18 protein-coding genes are annotated in these 17,556 nt (G+C 69.2%); 11 read left to right on the plus strand and 7 right to left on the minus strand.

The features are described 5' to 3' along the window. Window positions 1-49: 49 nt before the first annotated feature. From JHL17_RS21715 to JHL17_RS21745, 7 genes are read right to left on the minus strand one after another with little or no spacing between them, the layout of a single operon-like run. Window positions 50-1,111: an ABC transporter substrate-binding protein gene (locus tag JHL17_RS21715; RefSeq protein ID WP_200196343.1), complete on the minus strand. Its 1,062-nt coding sequence runs from the start codon at window positions 1,109-1,111 to the stop codon at window positions 50-52. A gap of 47 nt (window positions 1,112-1,158) precedes the next feature. After that, a complete protein-coding gene (locus tag JHL17_RS21720) occupies window positions 1,159-2,277 on the minus strand; it encodes an NAD(P)/FAD-dependent oxidoreductase (RefSeq protein WP_211113514.1) in 1,119 nt (372 codons plus the stop codon). Beyond that, window positions 2,277-3,869, minus strand: coding sequence for an FAD/NAD(P)-dependent oxidoreductase (locus JHL17_RS21725; RefSeq protein WP_345773855.1), 1,593 nt, complete (start codon window positions 3,867-3,869; stop codon window positions 2,277-2,279). Before JHL17_RS21725 ends, JHL17_RS21720 begins: the two co-directional genes overlap by 1 nt. Then, on the minus strand, window positions 3,866-4,156 hold the full coding sequence (locus JHL17_RS21730; RefSeq protein ID WP_200196347.1) for a (2Fe-2S)-binding protein: 291 nt from the start codon (window positions 4,154-4,156) through the stop codon (window positions 3,866-3,868). The genes JHL17_RS21725 and JHL17_RS21730 overlap by 4 nt, the downstream gene beginning before the upstream one ends. Before the next feature lie 40 nt (window positions 4,157-4,196). After that, the gene (locus tag JHL17_RS21735) at window positions 4,197-4,991 is read right to left on the minus strand and encodes an ABC transporter permease (RefSeq protein ID WP_200196349.1); all 795 of its coding nucleotides are present in this window, start codon (window positions 4,989-4,991) and stop codon (window positions 4,197-4,199) included. Between the two features lie 7 nt (window positions 4,992-4,998). After that, window positions 4,999-5,904 carry an ABC transporter permease gene (locus JHL17_RS21740; RefSeq protein WP_200196351.1) on the minus strand — a complete coding sequence of 302 codons (906 nt, stop codon included), beginning with the start codon at window positions 5,902-5,904 and terminating at the stop codon, window positions 4,999-5,001. Further along, a complete protein-coding gene (locus JHL17_RS21745; RefSeq protein WP_200196353.1) occupies window positions 5,901-6,995 on the minus strand; it encodes an ATP-binding cassette domain-containing protein in 1,095 nt (364 codons plus the stop codon). Before JHL17_RS21745 ends, JHL17_RS21740 begins: the two co-directional genes overlap by 4 nt. A gap of 188 nt (window positions 6,996-7,183) precedes the next feature. On the opposite strand from JHL17_RS21745, the gene JHL17_RS21750 reads away from it, so the two are divergent. The 11 genes from JHL17_RS21750 to JHL17_RS21800 all read left to right on the plus strand — a co-directional run bounded on the left by JHL17_RS21750 (window position 7,184) and on the right by JHL17_RS21800 (window position 17,511). Further along, on the plus strand, window positions 7,184-8,059 hold the full coding sequence (locus JHL17_RS21750; RefSeq protein WP_200196356.1) for an IclR family transcriptional regulator: 876 nt from the start codon (window positions 7,184-7,186) through the stop codon (window positions 8,057-8,059). Continuing rightward, window positions 8,056-8,211 (plus strand): DUF2256 domain-containing protein, encoded by a 156-nt coding sequence (locus JHL17_RS21755; protein ID WP_200196358.1) that lies wholly within the window; start codon window positions 8,056-8,058, stop codon window positions 8,209-8,211. Before JHL17_RS21750 ends, JHL17_RS21755 begins: the two co-directional genes overlap by 4 nt. Before the next feature lie 206 nt (window positions 8,212-8,417). After that, window positions 8,418-8,675, plus strand: a complete 258-nt coding sequence (locus tag JHL17_RS21760) for a hypothetical protein (protein WP_200196360.1) — start codon at window positions 8,418-8,420, stop codon at window positions 8,673-8,675. 82 nt (window positions 8,676-8,757) lie between these two features. Then, the gene (locus tag JHL17_RS21765; RefSeq protein ID WP_200196362.1) at window positions 8,758-9,420 is read left to right on the plus strand and encodes a cupredoxin domain-containing protein; all 663 of its coding nucleotides are present in this window, start codon (window positions 8,758-8,760) and stop codon (window positions 9,418-9,420) included. 14 nt (window positions 9,421-9,434) lie between these two features. Continuing rightward, a complete protein-coding gene (locus JHL17_RS21770; RefSeq protein ID WP_200196364.1) occupies window positions 9,435-11,141 on the plus strand; it encodes a cbb3-type cytochrome c oxidase subunit I in 1,707 nt (568 codons plus the stop codon). A gap of 16 nt (window positions 11,142-11,157) precedes the next feature. Beyond that, window positions 11,158-11,361, plus strand: a complete 204-nt coding sequence (locus tag JHL17_RS21775) for a hypothetical protein (protein WP_200196366.1) — start codon at window positions 11,158-11,160, stop codon at window positions 11,359-11,361. Between the two features lie 304 nt (window positions 11,362-11,665). Then, complete coding sequence (locus tag JHL17_RS21780) at window positions 11,666-12,676, plus strand: BMP family protein (RefSeq protein ID WP_200196368.1); 1,011 nt, start codon at window positions 11,666-11,668, stop codon at window positions 12,674-12,676. 17 nt (window positions 12,677-12,693) lie between these two features. Next, window positions 12,694-14,262: an ABC transporter ATP-binding protein gene (locus JHL17_RS21785; RefSeq protein WP_200196369.1), complete on the plus strand. Its 1,569-nt coding sequence runs from the start codon at window positions 12,694-12,696 to the stop codon at window positions 14,260-14,262. Further along, complete coding sequence (locus tag JHL17_RS21790) at window positions 14,252-15,301, plus strand: ABC transporter permease (RefSeq protein WP_200196370.1); 1,050 nt, start codon at window positions 14,252-14,254, stop codon at window positions 15,299-15,301. Before JHL17_RS21785 ends, JHL17_RS21790 begins: the two co-directional genes overlap by 11 nt. Window positions 15,302-15,307: 6 nt before the next feature. Next, window positions 15,308-16,231 (plus strand): ABC transporter permease, encoded by a 924-nt coding sequence (locus tag JHL17_RS21795; protein ID WP_200196371.1) that lies wholly within the window; start codon window positions 15,308-15,310, stop codon window positions 16,229-16,231. After that, on the plus strand, window positions 16,231-17,511 hold the full coding sequence (locus JHL17_RS21800; protein WP_200196372.1) for an amidohydrolase family protein: 1,281 nt from the start codon (window positions 16,231-16,233) through the stop codon (window positions 17,509-17,511). The genes JHL17_RS21795 and JHL17_RS21800 overlap by 1 nt, the downstream gene beginning before the upstream one ends. Window positions 17,512-17,556 lie beyond the last annotated feature (45 nt).

A 17,556-nucleotide genomic window follows, 5' to 3' on the forward strand; every position in this document is an offset into this window, starting at 1 on the left:
GGGCGAAAAAGATCGGGGGGCGTTTTGCGCCCCCCTTTCCATTTTCCGGTTACCGTTCGATTTCCTTGTTCCAGCGCTGGTTCCAGTCCGGGCGCTTCTCGTTGATGACGTCCCAGTCCACCGTGACGGCGTTCTTCATGTAGCCCTGGAACTTGTTCATCTCGTCGGCCACCTCGGCCGGCGCCGCGACCTTGGTGTTGGACGGGATCTGCGCGCCGTATTGCAGGGCGGCGAGCTGCGCCTCCGGCCCCAGCAGGTAGGCGGCCAGCTTCTGCGCGGCCTCGTTGTCCGGGTTCTTGGCGACGACGCATTCGCCGACCATCAGGACGACCGAGCCTTCCTTGGGCTGGGCGTATTCCACCGGGATGCCCTTGGCCTTCAGGCTGCCGACGCCGGTCGGGGTCAGCGGGAAGATGGCCGCCTCGTTGGTCTGCACCATCTCGGCGATCTTGGCGGAGCTGGGGATGTACTCCAGCACGTTCGGGCCGATGGTCTTGCGCCAGGTGGTGAAGCCCGGATCGACGTTGGCCTCGGTGCCGCCCTTGATGCGGTTGTACATCAGGAAGGCGTGCAGGCCGAAGGAGCTGCTGGCGGCGGACTGGACGACGATCTTGCCCTTGTACTTGGGGTCGGCCAGATCCATCCAGCTGGTCGGCGGCGCCCAGCCCTTCTCGTCGAACATCGCCTTGTTATAGGCGAGGCCGGTCATGCCCATGTTGACGCCGACCGCCATGTCGCCCTTCAGGCGCGCGGACTGGTAGACGTCATTCAGCACCGGCGAGCTGTCCATCTTCTGGCACAGGCCCATGCCGATGGCACGGTACATCAGCCCGTCGTCCAGGAAGACGACGTGCATCTGCGGATTGTCCTTCTGGGCCTGCAGCTTGGCCAGGATGTCGGACGAGGTGCCGGGGACAACCACCACCTTGATGCCGGTCGCCTTCTCGAAGGCGGGGAAGACGTTCTCGGTGTAGGTCTTCTCCATCGTGCCGCCATTCATGCCGATGTAGACCGTCTTGGTCTGGGCGGCAGCGGGAGTGGCGAGCGACGCGGCGGCCGCGATGGCAACCGTGGCGAGACCGGTGAGAGACAGGGAACGCAAGGTGGGCATGCACGTCCTCCAAAGGGCCAAGGGATGGGATTTTAGGCGGTCGGCGTTTAGGTGGTCAGCGGGAAGCGGTCGATGCGGAACGGCTCCAGCGGCATCGCGGTCTCGCCGGCGGTTACCAGTTCGGCGAGCGTCTGGCCGACGCCGGGGCCGATCTGGAAACCGGCACCGGAGAAGCCGAAGGCGTGGAACAGGCCGGGCGTGGTGCGGCTGGGGCCGATGATCGGGTTGCGGTCGGGCGTGTAGCCCTCCACCCCGGTCCAGCAGCGGATGACGTGGGCGTGGCGCAGCTGCGGGAACAGCTCCGCTGCGTCGCGCATCAGGGTCAGCACGGCGTCGCGCTGCGGCCGGGCGCGATCGGCGTCCAGTGCGAAGCCGCGCCCGCCGCCGACCACCATGTTGCCGCGCGGCACCTGCCGGCCATAGACGCCGCCGCCCTCCACCCCGATGTTGACGTCGAGGAAGCGGGGCAGCGGCTCCGTCACCGCCATGTTGGGGTGGAGCGATTCGAGCGGCACCGGCTCGCCGAAGGCTTCCGCCACCCGCCGGGACCAGGCGCCGGCGGTGTTCAGCAGGAAGCGGGCGCGCACCTCCAGAACGTCGCCGCTCAGCAGGACGAAGCGGTCGCCGTCCTTCTCGACCCGGTCGACCGGCGTCTGTTCGCGCACCACGACACCCAGCTTGGCCGCGGCGCGGGCAAAGGCGGGGGAGACGAGACGCGGGTTGGCGTGGCCGTCCTCCGGACACAGCGAGCCGCCGATGGCGCGGTCGCCCAGCGCCGGCCAGCGGCGGCGGAACTCATCGCCCGTGACGATCTCCAGCCCGAGACCGAAGCCCTGGGTGCGCTCGCGGTAGTCGATCAGGGACGCAAGATCGGGTTCGCTGCGCGCCAGCTTCAGATGACCGGAGCGGATGTATTCGGCATCGGTGCCCAGCAACTCCGGCAGCCGGCCCCAGATGGCATGGGCGCGCTGGGACAGCGGCAGCTGCTCCAGCGGGCGGCCCTGCCGGCGCACGCCGCCGAAATTGACGCCGCTCGCCTTGGCGCCGCACCAGTCGCGCTCCAGCAGCGTCACCGACAGGCCGGCCTGCCGCAGGAACAGCGCCGCCGACCCGCCGACGATCCCGCCGCCGACGATGGCGACGTCGCAATCGATCCGTTCCCGCATCACGCGACCTCCCGCCCGTCGTCAGTGCCCTCTCCCCCCCGCTCATGCGCAAACGAAGTTTGCGCTGACGCGACAGACGGACCTTCGGTCCGCCGAAAGCGGGGAGAGGGTTGGGTGAGGGGGATGCGTGGCGGAGCGTTTGTTGCGGGTTGGAACAGCGCGGTTGACCGACCGGGGCCTCGCAATGCATCCCCCTCACCCTGACCCTCTCCCCGGGGGGGAGAGGGAACAACGGTCGCGATGGGCAGCGGCTTGATCGGCGGCTGTGCCCGCAGGCGGCCGACGCCGTAGGGGCCGGTACCGAGCGTTCGGGACAGCAGTTCCGCCGTGGTGGCGCTGCACATGCGGCCCTGGCAACGGCCCATGCCGGCGCGGGTCAGCGCCTTGGCGCGGTTCATCTCGCGGGCCTGTCCGCTGCGGGCGACCTCGCGCACGGCACCGGCGGTGACGCCTTCGCAGCGGCAGATCATCGTGTCGTCGGCAATGGCGTCGGCCCAGTCCGCCGGGAAGGGGAAGGCGGCCGACAGGCTGCGGCGGAAGGCGACGATACGGGCGAGCCGGCCGTCCAGCTCCTTCACCCGTGCGGCCTCGACCGGCCGGCCGAGATCCTCCAGCAGGGCCAGCGCCGCGCGCTCCCCCGCCAGTTCCGCTGCGTCAGCGCCAGCGATGCCGCTGCCGTCGCCGGCCAGATAGACACCGGGAACCGAACTGCGCCCTGCCCCGTCCCGCTCCGGCAGCCAAGCCCGGTCGGCCTCGTCGAAGCGGAAGCGGCAGCCGGCGAGGTCGGCCAGTTGCGTCTCGGACCGCAGGCCGAGCCCGAAGGCGACGGCGTCGCACGCGGTGCGCCGCACCTGCCCGCGCGCATCGCGCCACACCAGCGCATCGACCCGCTCCGCGCCCTCGGCGCGCACCGGACGGACGCCGTTGTGGATCGGCACGCCGTGGGCGCGCAGCCAGCCGACGAACAGCAGCCCCTTTGCCAGCGTCGCCGGGTCGCGCAGCATGCCGGCGGTGGCGCGGGCCTGGGCGGCGAAGGGCGTGGTGTCGAACACCCCCGCCACCTCGACCCCGGCCTTCAGATACTGGTAGGCGACCAGATAGAGCAGTGGCCCAGTGCCGAGGAAAGCCACCCGCCGGCCGACGGCGCAGCCCTGGAACTTCAGCGCGACCTGCGAGCCGCCAAGCGTGAAGACGCCGGGCAAGGTCCAGCCGGGGAAGGGCAGCACGCGGTCGGTGGCACCCGTCGCCAGGATCAGATGGCTGAAGGGCAAGGCTTCGCTCGCTCCCTCGCTCAGCAGGTCGAGGGCACCCGCCTCGCAGTTCCACACCAGCGTGCGCGGCCGGTAGTCCACGCGGTCGCGGATCGCCGCCATGGCGCGGTGGAGCGCGTCGGCCTTGCCCGCTTCGAAGCCGTACAATGCGGTCTTCGGCCGGGTGAAGCCGCCATCCGGCGGTTGGCGGTAGATCTGGCCGCCCCAGCGTGCCGCCTCATCCACCACCACCGGACGCAGGCCGGCGGCGACCAGCCGTTCCGCCGCACGGATGCCGGCCGGGCCGGCGCCGACGATGACCGGCGGGAGGAGTTCGCTCACGACGTCCACTCCCCGGTGCTCAGAAGGCGCATGCCCTCGGCGATGAAGGTGCCGCAGGCGCGCAGGCGCTCGCCCTCCTCCGTCCGCACCCAGCAATCCTGGCAGGCGCCCATCATGCAGAAGCCGGCGCGCGGGCTGTCGGCGAACTCCGCCCGGCGCAGCCGGTCGCCGTTGGTGAGCATGGCGGTCATGACGGTATCGCCTTCCAGGGCCTCCACCGGACGGCCGTCGAGGGTGAAGCGGACCACGCGCCGGCCCTGTTCGGCCACACGCTGCAGCAAAGCCATGATGACTGGTCTCCGAGGAGTGGACGGCCGGAGCGGATGCTCAATGCTGGCCGACCAGGATGCGGTCCAACCCATAGACGCGGTCGAGCAGAAGCACGGCGACCATGGTGATGCCGATGATCAGCGCCGACACCGCCGCCATCATCGGGTCGATGGATTCGGTGGCGTACATGTACATCCGCACCGGCAGCGTCACCGTGGACGGCGAGGTGATGAAGATGGACATGGTCAGTTCGTCGAAGCTGTTGATGAAGGCGATCAGCCAGCCGCCGGTGACGCCGGGCAGGATCATCGGCAGGGTGACGCGGCGGAACACGATGGCCTCGCTGGCACCCAGCGAGTAGGCGGCCTGCTCGACGCTGCGGTCGAAGCCGGAAATGGCGGCGATCAGCAGGCGCATCACATAGGGGGTGACGATCACCATGTGTGCCGCCACCAGCCAGCCGAAGCTGCCCGTCGCGCCGACGACGGCGAACAGCCGCAGCATGGCGACACCCAGCACCAGATGCGGGATGATCAGCGGCGACAGGAACAGCGCGTTGAGGAAGCCGCGGCCGGGAAACTCCCAGCGGGTGACGGCGAGGGAGGCCGGCACCGCCAGGGCAACCGCCAGCGTCGCCGACAGCACCGCCAGCCACAGGCTGTTCCAGAAGGACTGGACGAAGTCGGGATGGTGGAACACCGCCTGGAACCAGCGCAGCGAAAAGCCCCTGGTCGGCAGCGACAGGGTGTTTTCCGGCGTGAAGGCGACGAGGCAGACGATGGCCAGCGGCGCCAGCATGAAGATGACGACCAGCGTATGAAAGAACAGGGCGACGGGTCCGTTGCGGGTCATGGCATCCTCACCCCAGCCGGCGGCGGTAGTGGCCTTCCACCATGCGGTGGTAGGTCAGCATGATGATCAGGTTGGCGGCGAGCAGGATGACGGCGACCGCAGCACCCATCGGCCAGTTGAGGTCGCTGAGATACTGGTCGTAGACCACCGTCGCGACCATCTTCAGTCGCCGCCCGCCGAGCAATCCTGGAATGGCGAAGGCGCTGGCGCTGAGGCCGAAGACGATCAGGCTCCCCGACAGGATGCCGGGCAGGATCTGCGGCGCCACCACCCGGACGATGGCCGTGGCGCGCGAGGCGCCGAAGGACAGCGCCGCCTGCTCCACCGCCGGGTCGAGCTTCTGCAGCGAGGTCCAGACCGGGATGACCATGAAGGGCAGCATGACGTGGACCAGCGCCACGACCACCGTGCCTTCGGTGTAGAGCAGCTTCATCCGGCCGATGCCGAGCGCGATCAGCGCGCCGTTCACCGGGCCTTCCGGACCCAGCAGCATGCTCCAGCCGAAGGCGCGGACGACGACCGAGACCAGCAGCGGCGCCAGGATCACCAGCAGGAAGATCGACCGCCAGGGGTTGGTCATGCGGCTGAGGATGTAGGCCTCCGGCACGCCGATCACCACGCAGATGGCGGTCGCCAGGGCCGAAATCCGGAAGGTGCGCAGGAAGATTTCCAGGTAATACTCGTCGGTGACCACCGACAGGTAATGCTCCAGCGTGAAGCCGCCGGTCCGTCCGGTCGCATAGTCGAACTGGTTGAAGGACAGGAGCGCCGTCAGGAACAGCGGGGTCAGCACCAGCGCCGCGAACAGCAAGGCTGCCGGCCCCGACAAGAACAGCGGAGCGGTGGGGAAGCGGCGCTCCGGCGTCTCGTCGCCGGGAGCGGCGGGCGCCGTCTCGGGAAGGGCGGCGCTCATCCCGTCACCTCGAGCGCCACGTCCGGGGCTTCAGCCATGGCGCCGCGATGGACGCGCACCACCGACGGCGACCATTCGAGCCCGACCGGCGCGCCCTGCTCCGCCGGGGTGGAGCCGTCGTTCGGCGTCACCACCATCAAGGTGCCGACCGGCCCGTCGATGTGATAAAGCCATTGGCTGCCCAGGAAGAAGCGGTCGGCGACACGGCCGGTCAACAGCCCGCTCGACGGCGCGGTCAGATGCAGCTTCTCCGGCCGGATGCACAGCGTCACCGTCTCGCCCACCGACAGGTCGGCGGTTTCCACCGGCACGGCGATGCCCGCCAGCGATACCGTGGCGCCGGCGCCGGTCGCGGTGACGACCTTGCCCGGCAGCAGGTTGGTCTTGCCGACGAAGCGGGAGATGAACTCCGTCTCCGGATGCTCGTAGATGCGGTAGGGCTGGTCGATCTGGGTGATGCGTCCGGCCTCCATCACCACGACGCGGTCGCTGATCGAGAAGGCCTCGGCCTGGTCGTGGGTGACCATCACCGTGGTGGTGCCGACCTTGCGCTGAATCTCGCGCAGCTCGAACTGCATCGCCTCGCGCAGCTTGGCGTCCAGGTTCGACAACGGCTCGTCCAGCAGCAGGACCGGCGGGCGGATCACCAGGGCGCGCGCCAGCGCCACGCGCTGCCGCTGGCCGCCCGACAATTCGCGGGGATAGCGCTTGGCATAGGGGGAGAGATGGACCAGCGACAGCGCCTCCTCCACCCGGGGCTTGCGCTCACCCCTGGCCACGCGCTGCATCTCCAGACCGAAGCTGACATTGTCGAACACGGTCATGTGCGGGAACAGCGCGTAGCTCTGGAACACGATGCCCAGCCCGCGGCTGTTCGCCTTGGCCCGCGTGATGTCGCGGCCGTCGAGCCGGATGGTGCCGGCCGACGGTTCGACGAAGCCGGCGATCATCTGAAGGGTCGTGGTCTTGCCACAGCCCGAAGGCCCGAGCAGGGAGACGAACTCGCCCTTCTCCACCGACAGCGAGACGTCGCCGACCGCGGTCAGCGGCCCGTAACGCTTGGTGATGTTTTTCAATTCAAGGAACGACACGGGGGAATTCTCCCTCTTGCGACAATCGGCCTCGGTCTCCGGGCCTCACCTGTTGCTCCGATGGTTCCGCCGAGCCCCTCATGGCGTCAATCCGCTTTTTCCATGGACAGAAAAGATTTTGCAAAAGCTTCCGATATGCGGAATAGATGGGGCAGCAAACATCACCGATTTTCAGGATGGAGCGGAATATGAGCGCCGATAGCCGCGAAGCCCTTTCCGGCGGCGACGAGACCAAACAGGGCGCCGGCGGCGACGAGGCGGGCGGGAAATCCAGCCTGCAGCGCGGGTTGGCGATTCTGCGCCTGCTGGCGTCCTCCAACGAGACCGGGGCGCGGCTGACCGACATCTCGCGGGCCCTCGACCTCACCCCGCCGACCGTTCACCGCCTGCTGAAGATCCTGGTGGAAGAGCGGATGGCGGAGGTGGACAAGGCGACCAAACGCTACCGCCTGGGCATCGATCTGTTCGGTCTCGCGGCGCAGGCCGGCAATCCGAACAATCTGCGCGACATCTGCCGGCCGATCCTGCTGCGCCTGTCGGCGACCCTGCGCGACACCATCTTCCTGCTGGTGCGCAGCGGCTTCGACGCGGTTTGCCTGGACCGCAGCGAGGGGCCCTTCCCCATCCGCTCCTTCACCGGCGACATCGGGGGACGGGTGACGCTGGGCGTCGGCCAGGGCAGCCTCGCCATCATGGCGTTCCTGCATGCGGAGGAGCGGGAGGAGGTGATCCGCTTCAACCTGCCGCGCATGCAGGGGGTGGGCATCATCGACGAGGTCTATCTGCGCACGGAGATCGCCCGGGTGCGGGATCTGGGCTATGCCAGCCGCTCTACCGGGCTGCTGCCGGGCATGTCCGGCGTGGCGGTGCCGGTGCTGGACCGCGACGGCCATGCCGTGGCGGCGCTGAGCGTCGGCACGATCAGCGAAAGGCTGAACGAGGAGCGGCTGCCGGTGGTCGTCGACATCCTCAAACGCGAATCCGCAGCGATCAGCCGCCAGCTGAACCCCTTCGACCCCGTCCTGCGCCGGCCGGCGGCGATCCTGGGAGGCGGCCCGGCGTGAAGGGCGTGAAGAAGGCCGAGCTGCCGGCCAAGATCTGCCCGGTCTGTAACCGCCCTTTCATCTGGCGGAAAAAATGGGAGCGGGTGTGGGACGAGGTGAAATACTGCTCCGACCGCTGCCGGGGCGAGGCGCGAAAGCGCGGGCGGCCCTGATGGAGCGGGACCGAGCGCAGGATGCCGTTCGCTTGATGTCGATCAATGGCGGGCGTCCCGTGATCGGCTAAAGTCGGCATCGCCTGGGGAGTGCCCCCCGGCCGGTCGACCTTGCGGCGGACATGAAGCATTCGGGCCACATCCTTGCCGTTCTTCTCTTTGCCTTCGCGCTCCTGTTGGGCGCGGTCGGCGGAGCGATGGCGCCTGTGGACGGCCCCCCCGGATCGTCCGACCATCACCATGGCGATACGCGCGACGGCACCGGCGGCAAGGCCGGAAGCGGAGCCCACAAAGCGACGCTGGCCATGTCCGCCCCCTGCTGCCCGGCGGCCGAAGCCCCGGCGACCGGCAAACTTCCGCCTCCGGCCCGCTGGGCCGACGCCTCGTGGCCGCTGCGCCCGGACCACACGCCGGACAAGCGCGGCATTGCACCGGAAACACCCCCTCCCAAGACCAGCCTCTGATCGGCCCCGCGCCGGCTGACCCGTACCAGCCAGCCGGTCGCGGTGTGCCCAGCGACCCCACACGCGATCAGAGGATTTCATCATGCCCGATCCGAGGCATTTCACGACCCGTCGCGGCTTCATCGCCGGACTGGGCTTCGGCGCCGTGTCGCTTTACGGCGCCTGGGCGGCCTATGGCGCCGCCCCCCTCCCCTTCGGCCACACGCCGTCCGCCGCACGCGCCTCCGAGCCCGTCCCCCAGGTGCACGACCATGGCGGCAGCGCTGCCGGGAGCCATGACGGCCATCCTGCGGCGGCCACGGCGGAGAGTTTCCGCCTGGACCATGAGGCCTTCCTGCGGACCTACGGACAGCCCGACGGCAGCGTCGATCCCCATGCCGCGTCCCATGCCGGCGGGCATTCCCATGGAACTGCCAATGGGAGCCACGCTGATGGCGGCCATGGCAACCACATTGCCGCCGCTGAACCGGTCACCGTCTACCTGATGGCGCAGAGATTCGCCTACAGCCCCGATCTGCTGCGCCTCAAGGCGGGCCAAGCCTATCGCTTCCGCATGATGGCGGACGACATCACACACGGGGCTTCGATCCAACTCGGCATGGCCAGCCGGATCGTCCGGCTGCGTCCGAACATCGTCAGCGAGCAGACGGTCACCTTCACCAAGCCGGGCGAGTACCTCGTCTATTGCACCGTCTATTGCGGCCAGGCGCATGACGCCATGCAGGGCCGCATCGTCGTCGTCTGACCGGGGGATCGATCATGGACATCATTCCGCAAGATGCCCCCGTCGCCGCCGCTCCCGGCAGGACGGCTCACGGCCTGACGGTGCGCATCCGCACCCTGCCCCGGCCGGACAAGGCATTGCTGAACCTGCTGTTCGGCGCGGCCCTGCTGGCCCTGGTTCTCGGGCTTGCCGGCGGCCTTCTCACCGCGCTCGCCCGCGCCGGGGCGTTGCGCTTCTACTCCGACGACGCCTACCGGCTGCTGACGCTGCATGGCGTGTCGGTGTTCTTCTACTGGCTCTACCTGATCCAGGCGGCGCTGCTGCTGGCCTTGGCGGCGGCGGAGAATGGCCGCGGCCTTGCCCTGCGCCCGGCAGCCTGGGCGGGGGCGGCCCTGATGCTGACCGGTTTCGCGGTCAGCGAGTGGATTTCCGCCACCGGCACGCCGCTGCTCTATGACGGCAGTCCGGAACTGGCGGTGGACGATCCGCGCTCGGTCGGGGTCTTCGCGCTCGGCTATCTGCTGCTGGCCGCCGGCCTCGCCGCGTCCGCCGCCAGCGGCATCGCCACCCTGCTGCAACCGCGCCGCAGGGGCGAAACGGAAGAGTTCGGCGCGGTCGGCTTCGCCCTGTTCGCCTGGGCCGGCTTCCTGATCGTCAGCGCCATCGCCGCCACCAACGCCTTCCTGCCCGGCCTGCTGTGGGCGCTCGGCGCCGGCCCCTTCCCGGCCGACCACGGTACCGAATGGCACATCCTGTTCCACAACCTGCACTATCTGCCGCTGATGGCGACGGTGCTGGTCTGGTACGTGCTGACCGAGCATCTGACCGGCGTCACCTCCATCCACGGCGCCCGGCTGTCGAAGATCGTCTTCGCCGCCTATCTGGTCTTCGTGCCGCCGACCAGCCTCTATCACATGTTCCTGGAGCCCACCCTGTCCGACGGCGTGCGGGTGGTGGGATCGCTGCTGTCGCTGTTCGTCTCCGTCCCGACGCTGGCGGCCTTCGCCATCATCGTCTCGTCGCTGGAAGCCAGCGCACGGGCCCACGGCGCCACCGGCTTTCTCGGCTGGATGCGCGGCCTGCCCTGGAGCAACCCGGCAATGGCGAACATGGGCTGGGCGGTGGTCAACATGATGGCCGGCCTCACCTTCGCCTTCGTGCTGATCCAGGGCGATCTGGCACCCATGCTGAGCGACACCTTCTTCGTCCCCGGCTATTTCCATCTCTTCGCCGTCGGCGTGCTGACCCAGACCTTCCTGGCGGCGCTGATGGTGATGCTGCCGGCGCTGAACGGCGGCCCCCTGTGGCGCCCCGCCTTGCTGGCCCGCATGCCGGCCCTGGTGACCGCCGGCCTGTTCCTGTTCGCCGCGGCCGGCATCGCCGCCGGCACCATGGGCGTGCCGCGCCGGGTGTTCGACATCGGCTATGGCGGCCTGGCACCCGCGGCATGGCCGGTCCTGATGGCTCTGGTCGGCATCGGCGCCAGCCTGTTCGCCGCCGCCCTGTCGGTCAGCGTCTATGGCGTCGTCCGCACCCTGCTGTCCGGCCGCAAGGCCCCGGCAACGGACCTGACGGCGGTCGCCTGGAGGGTGGAGCCAAGCCGGATCGGGACCGCTCCCGCCTGGACCGGCCCCGTCTCCATCGCGGCCCTGGTGGCGGCCATGTATGTCTTCACCATCGCCGCCTTCCAACTGATCCAGTCGCTGCCGATCGCCGCCATCGGGGGCGGCCACGGCCATTGAGCGCAGGAGAGCCGCCATGAAGAACCATGAAATTCTCCTGATGCTCGCCATCGTCGCGGTCTGGGCGGTCCTGGCCGCCGTCTACGCCTTCGTTCCCAGCCTCGGCATGCCCGGCTATGTCCGGGTCTGGGGCGGAGGGGCCCTGCTGTTCCTCCTGCTCGCCGCCGTGCTGGCCCTCGCCGGACAAGGACGGAGCGCCGGGGAAACGCCGCGATCCTGACCGGATGGCCAGGAACTTCTGCCTGTTTTTCAATCACATGCCAGCATTCTGACCGGCCGGCTGGCCGCCCCGCCAGACGGGTGGCGGCCCCGGCCTCTGGCATTTCCGTTGCATTTGCATGTCCGGCGCGCACGCTCCCATGGATTCCGGGTAACATTCCCGGTTAATCATGGGAGCCGGCGGGCCCGCCGCCCTGCCGCCAAGGATGGGCGGTCGGCAAAACGCGGCCGAGGATACGTGGCCAACGATATTCAGCGACGAAGGGGACTGAACGATGTCGGTTCGGGGGATGGGGAAACTGGGCATGGGTGTTGTGGGAATGACGCGCCGTGCGGTGCTGTGCGGCGTCGCCGCGGTCGCTTTCGCGGCGGCGGCCGGCGGCTCCCTGCCGGCATTCGCGCAGGGCAAGGTGAAGGTCGCCGGCATCTACACCGTTCCGATCGAGCAGCAGTGGGTCAGCCGTATCCATGTCGCGCTGAAGGCTGCCGCCGACCGCGGCGACATCGAGTATGTCTGGGCCGAGTCGGTCGCCAACACCGATTATGAGCGCGTGATGCGCCAGTATGCCGAGGCCGGCCAGCAGCTGGTCTTCGGCGAGGTGTTCGGGGTGGAGCGCGCCGCCCGCGCCGTCGCCAAGGACTATCCGAAGACCGCCTTCGTCATGGGTTCCAGCTTCAAGCCGCAGGAGCCCAACTTCTCGGTCTTCGACAACTACATCCAGGAGCCGGCCTACTTGTCCGGCATGGTCGCCGGCGGCATGACCAAGTCGAACGTCATCGGCATGGTCGGCGGCTACCCGATCCCCGAGGTGAACCGCCTGATGAACGCCTTCATGGAGGGCGCCAAGGAGGTCAACCCGCAGGTCAAGTTCTCGGTCAGCTTCATCGGCTCCTGGTTCGACCCGCCCAAGGCCAAGGAAGCCGCCTTCGCCATGATCGACCGCGGCGCCGACGTGATGTACGCCGAACGCTTCGGCGTGTCCGACGCCGCCAAGGAACGCAAGGTGCTCGCCATCGGCAACGTCATCGACACCCAGCCGCAATATCCGGAAACCGTGGTCGCCAGCGCGCTGTGGCACATGGAGCCGTCGGTGGAGCGCGCCATCGCCGCGGTGAAGGCCGGCAGCTACAAGGCCGAGGATTACGGCCCCTACAGCATGATGGCGCACAAGGGCTCCAGCCTGGCGCCGCTCGGCACCTTCGAGGCGAAAATCCCCGACGCCGTCAAGGCGAAGGTCAAGGAGCGCGAGCAGCAGATCCGCGACGGCAAGTTCACCGTGAAGGTCAACGACGCCGAGCCGAAGTCGACGATGTGACATCCGGCGTATCTGCAATGTCATCACCCGTGAAAGGCAGGCCGGAGGTCGTCCTCCGGCTCGCCGGCATTTCCAAGCGGTTCGGCCCGCTGCTCGCCAACGACGGCATTTCGCTGACGCTCCGCGCCGGCGAGGTGCTGGCGCTGCTGGGCGAAAACGGCGCCGGCAAGACCACCCTGATGAACATCCTTTTCGGCCATTACGTCGCCGACGAGGGAACCATCGAGGCGTTCGGCCGCCCCCTGCCGCCGGGTTCGCCCCGCGCCGCGCTGGAGGCCGGCATCGGCATGGTCCACCAGCATTTCACGCTGGCAGACAATCTGTCGGTGCTGGACAATGTCGCCGTCGGCACCGAATCGCTGTGGCGCTGGCGCTCCGACCGGGGTGCCGCCCGCCGCCGGCTGCTCGACCTCTCCCAGCGCTTCGGGCTGGAAGTGCGGCCGGACGCACTGGTCGGCGACCTGTCGGTCGGCGAACGCCAGCGGGTTGAGATCCTGAAGGCGCTCTACCGCGACGCCCGCATCCTGATCCTGGACGAGCCGACCGCGGTGCTGACGCCGCAGGAATCGGCCGGGCTGTTCGAAACGCTGCGCCGGCTGACCGCCGACGGGCTGGCCGTCGTCTTCATCAGCCACAAGATGAACGAGGTCTTCGCCGCCAGCGACACCGTCGCCGTTCTGCGCGCCGGCAAGCTGGTCGCCACCCACGCTACCGCCTCCACCGACCGGGCGAAGCTGGCCGAGCTGATGGTCGGCCGCAGCGTCAAGCCGCCGGCCCCCGCCCCGCTCAGCCCCGGCGAGCCGGTGCTGGAACTGGCGGGCATCACCGTCGCCTCCGGCCACGGCCGTCCGCTGCTGGACGGAGCCGACCTGACGGTGCGCCGCCATCAGGTGGTCGGCATCGCCGGCGTATCCGGCAACGGCCAGACCGCGCTGGCCGAGCTGGTCAGCGGCCTGATCCGTCCCGACTCCGGCAAACTGTCCTTGAAGGGCAGCGTGGTCGAGCATGGCGACCCGGCCGACATGGTCCGGCGCGGCGTCGCCCGCATCCCGGAGGACCGACACAGCGCCGGTCTGGTCGGCACCATGGCGGTGTGGGAGAATTTGATCGCCGAGCGCTACCACGATTCCGCCTTCTCTCGATTCGGCGTGCTGCGGCGGGGCGCTGCGAAGACATACGCCCGCGAGGTGATCGAGGAGTTCGACGTCCGCTGCCCCGGTCCCGACGCGCGCACGCAGCTGCTGTCGGGCGGCAACATGCAGAAGCTGATCCTGGGCCGCACGCTGGCCCATGGCCCGGACCTGATCCTGGCGAGCCAGCCGACGCGCGGGCTCGACATCGGTGCGGTGTCCTACGTTCACAGCCGGCTGCTCGATGCCCGCGCCGCCGGGGCCGGTGTCCTGCTGATCTCCGAGGATCTGGACGAGATCCTGGCGCTGGCCGATTGCGTCACCGTCGCCTATCACGGGCGCCTCACCCCGCTTCTGCCGCATGACCGGGTGTCGGTCAGCCAGCTCGGCCTGCTGATGGCCGGGCATTGGGATATTTTGCGCGACATCCTGCCGGAGACTGTTGATGCGGCTTGAACCGCGCACCGATACCCCGCTCGCCCTGCGGCTGCTGGCGCCGGTCGGCGCCGTGGTGGCGGCGCTGGCGCTCTGCGCCCTGCTGGTCGCCTGGACCGGCGCTCCGGTCCTGCGCGCCTACGGCCTGCTGTTCGAGGGGGCCGTCGGCTCCCGCTTCGCCCTGACCGAAACGCTGACCCGCGCCACCCCGCTGATCCTGACCGGCCTCGCCGCCGCCGTCGCCTTCCGCGCCAAGCTGTGGAACATCGGGGCGGAGGGTCAGCTCTACATGGGCGCGCTGGCCGCCGTGGTGGTGGGCGGCGGCATGCTCGACCTGCCGGCCTGGGCGCTGATCCCGCTGGTGATGATCGCCGGCACGGCGGCGGGCGGCGTCACCCTGCTCGGCCCCGCCGTGCTGAAGGTCCGCTTCGGCGTCGACGAGGTGGTGACCACCCTGCTGCTGAACTTCGTCGTGCTGCTGCTGGTGTCGCTGCTGCTGGAAGGTGCCCTGAAGGACCCGATGGGCATGGGCTGGCCGCAGTCGGCTCCCGTCGTCGAAGCAGCGGAACTGCCCAAGCTGGTGGCGCGCACCCGCCTGCATGCCGGGCTGGCCATCGCGCTCGGCCTGTCGGTGCTGCTGTGGCTGGTCGATACCCGCACCATCTGGGGCTACGAGAACCGCGCGGTCGGTGCCAACCCGCGTGCCGCCGCCTTCGCCGGCATGCCGGTGACGCGGGTCATGCTGCGCACCGCGCTGCTGTCGGGCGGGCTGGCCGGGCTGGCCGGGGCGGCGGAGGTCTGCGGGCTGAAGGGTTACCTGACGCTCGACCTGTCGCCGGGCTTCGGCTACAGCGGCATCGTCGTCGCCATGCTGGCCCAGTTGCACCCCATCGGCGTCGTCGGGGCCGCGCTGTTCATTGCCGGCATCTTCGTCGGCGCCGACGCCATGAGCCGGGCCATGCCGGTTCCCAACTACATCGCCGACGTCCTGGTCGCCACCAGCCTCTTGTGCATGCTGGTCGCCGGGCTGCTGGCGCGCTACCGGCTGCGGCGGGGGTAAGGGGTCATGGATTTCCTGTCGATCATCCTCGACATCCTGCTGTCGGCCGCCTTCTGGACCGCGGTGCTGCGCATCGCCACCCCCTATGTGCTGGGCACGCTGGGCGAGCTGGTGTGCGAGCGGGCCGGCGTGCTGAATCTCGGCATCGAAGGCATCATGACGCTGGGCGCCATGGCCGGCTGGATGGCGGTCTATCAGGGGGCCGATCTCTGGACCGGGGTGCTGGCCGCCGCCGCCTGCGGCGCGCTGCTCGGCCTGCTGCATGCGGCGCTGACCGTGCCGCTCGGCCTGTCGCAGCATGTGACCGGCATCGGCGTCACCCTGCTCGGCACCAGCCTGTCCTATTTCGTCTACCGGCTCGTCCTGCCGCAGGCCAGCACCCCGCCGACCATCGAGCCGTTCCAACCGCTGGCCCTGCCGGGTGCCCTGGCCCAGACGCCGCTGACCTACCTCGCCTTCCTGCTGGTCGCGGTCGTCGCCTATGTCCTCTACCGTACGCCGGTCGGGCTGGCGGTGCGGATGGTCGGCGAGAATCCGGCCGCCGCCGAGGCGCAGGGGCTGAACGTCACCGCCATCCGCATCGGGGCGGTGATGGCGGGCAGCGCGCTGATGGCGCTGGCCGGCGCCTTCCTGACGCTGTCGGCCTTCAACGCCTTCTTCTTCAACATGGTCAACGGGCGCGGCTGGATCTGCATCGCGCTGGTGGTCTTCGCCTCCTGGCGGCCGGGCAAGGCGCTGCTGGGCGCCCTGCTGTTCGCGGTGTTCGACGCGCTGCAACTGCGGTTGCAGCAGGCGAGCGGCGGTATCCTGCCCTACCAGCTGTTCCTGATGATGCCCTATCTGTTGAGCATCCTGGCGCTGGTGCTGGTGGCCCGCCGGGCCTCCTACCCGCGCGCCCTGATGATCCCGTACCGCAAAGGAGAACGCTGATGTTCGACCTGATCCTGCGCCGCGCCACCCTGCCGGATGGCCGCAGCGGCATCGACATCGGCATCAAGGACGGCCGCATCGCCGCGGTCGAAGCCAATCTGGCCGGCGAAGCGGCAGCGGAGATCGACGCCACCGGCCGGCTGGTCAGCCCGCCCTTCGTCGATTCGCATTTCCACATGGACAGCACGCTCAGCTACGGCCTGCCGCGGGTGAACCAGAGCGGCACCCTGCTGGAAGGCATCGCGCTGTGGGGCGAGTTGAAGCCGCAGTTGGTGCAGGACGCCATCGTCGAGCGGGCGCTCGCCTACTGCGACTGGGCGATCGGGCGCGGCCTGCTGGCGGTGCGCAGCCATGTCGATGTCTGCGACCCGCGCCTGCTGGCGGTCGAAGCTCTGCTGGACGTCAAGAAGCGCGTCGCCCCCTATCTCGACCTGCAGCTGGTCGCCTTCCCGCAGGACGGCGTCCTGCGCTCAGCCGGCACCGAAGAGCTGCTGGTCCGGGCTCTGGACATGGGTGTTGACGTTGTCGGCGGCATCCCGCATTTCGAGCGGACCATGGCCGATGGCGCCGCCTCGGTCCGGCTGCTCTGCGAGATCGCGGCGGAGCGCGGGCTGCTGGTCGACATGCATTGCGACGAGACCGACGACCCGCTGTCCCGTCATGTCGAGACGCTGGCCTATGAGACTCAGCGGCTGGGTCTGCATGGGCGGGTGACGGGGTCGCACCTGACCTCCATGCACTCGATGGACAACTACTACGTCTCCAAGCTGATCCCGCTGATGGCGGAGGCGCGGCTGGGGGTGATCGCCAACCCGCTGATCAACATCAGCCTCCAGGGCCGTCACGACACCTATCCAAAGCGCCGCGGCATGACCCGCGTGCCGGAACTGATGGCCGCCGGGCTGACGGTCGCCTTCGGCCATGACTGCGTGATGGACCCCTGGTATCCGCTGGGATCCGGCGACATGCTGGAGGTGGCGCATATGGGGCTGCATGTCGGCCAGATGACCGGCCAGGACGGCATCAAGGCCGCCTTCGATGCGGTGACGGTGAACCCGGCCAAGCTGTTGCATCTGGACGGCTATGGGCTGGAGCCCGGCTGCAACGCCGATCTGGTGGTGCTCCAGGCCGGCGGCCCGGTGGAGGCGATCCGCACCCGCGCCGCCCGCCTGTTCGTCCTGCGCCGCGGCCGGATCGTCAGCCGTTGCGAACCGGTGCAGGCCAAGCTCGACCTGCCTGGGCGGCCGGAGACCGTCGATTTCCTGCTGAACCGGGGGTGAAGCTAAGTCCAAGCCCTCTCCCGTCCCGGGAGAGGGAGGGGACCC

Source organism: Azospirillum endophyticum (assembly GCF_016595245.1).
Taxonomy (GTDB): Bacteria; Pseudomonadota; Alphaproteobacteria; order Azospirillales; family Azospirillaceae; genus Azospirillum; species Azospirillum endophyticum.